The sequence below is a fragment of the Corynebacterium gottingense genome, assembly GCF_003693265.1.
GTDB lineage: Bacteria > Actinomycetota > Actinomycetes > Mycobacteriales > Mycobacteriaceae > Corynebacterium > Corynebacterium gottingense.
In genome coordinates this window covers 1-1,001 of the sequence record NZ_RDRE01000164.1, presented here as the reverse complement: position 1 = coordinate 1,001, position 1,001 = coordinate 1, and the positions used below count along the sequence as shown (strand labels likewise).

General features: G+C 68.2%; 1 protein-coding gene. It reads right to left on the bottom strand.

Features of this window, described 5'->3' with window-relative positions:
• Nucleotides 1–258 precede the first annotated feature (258 nt).
• The coding region (locus EAW56_RS12490; RefSeq protein ID WP_244213444.1) for an amidase family protein at nucleotides 259–1,001 on the bottom strand (743 nt) is incomplete at its 5' end.

The following is a 1,001-nucleotide window of genomic DNA, read 5'->3' as shown; positions in this document are numbered from 1 at the left end:
TGCTCAAGGAGGGCAACATCGCCCGCGCCGTTGCCGGTGAGCAGATTGGGACCCTGGTGGCCTAGGCGTCCCTTCGGTGAGTGGAGTGTGCCCCGGCGGTATTGACCGCCGGGGCTTCCTTGTTGCCGGGGCGTGTGACAGATTTCCGCAGAAACGTTTTACCCAGACCGTCCCACCGGGGGAATTGTCGACCAAGGCGCGGCAGCCGGGGAAATTTTACGCATTTTCGTCATGTGCACGCCGCCCCAGAATCACCACTTACCCCTCGTGTCCCAGGAGCCCTTCCACCTGCCAGGCGAGGTTGAGCAGCTCCGTCGCGTTGACGGCGGGGCGCGCCGCGCTCCCGAGTACACCCAGGTGGATGCCTCCGATCGCGATCGCGGCGCTACCGGTGACGTTGAACACCGAGCACCATGGCGACCAGACCGTCTGCTGGTAGAAGCTCTCCTCGGGAGACAAGGACGGGAAGTACCCCAATCGCGGCGGGTCGAAGGCCAGGGTGGGAGAGAGGACTACGTCGACGTCCCACTGTCGGGCAAGCAGGTGCGGGAGCACGTCCAGGTGCTCATGGACGTCGCGCATCTGGGCGCGGGTGACGCGCGCCCCCTCCTGTGTGAGCCACTGGAGGTACTCGCTGTCCAGCGGGTCGACGCTGGTGAAGGAGCGCTTGATGCGGCGGGAGAAGTGCGCGAAGGTGTCGCCCGCCTGGGCGTAGGCGCGCAACGGGACGACGTCGTGGTGGAGGGAGAGCGCCCCCGCCAGCTGGTCCACCGCGTCCGCGCGGGAGGGTGAGAGATGGGAGGGGGCGAGGAGGGCGTCGAGAAGCACCCCGACCCGCAAGCGTCGCGGATGCGTGGGGCGCATGCCGTAGATCGTGCACTGGTCGGCGACGGTGCGGGTAAGGAAGCCGTGCGCCGCGACGTGGGGCGAGGCGGGCTTGAAGCCGACGATGTCGCACGCCGCGGCGGGCACACGCAGCGAACCGCCCGCGTCCGTTCCGT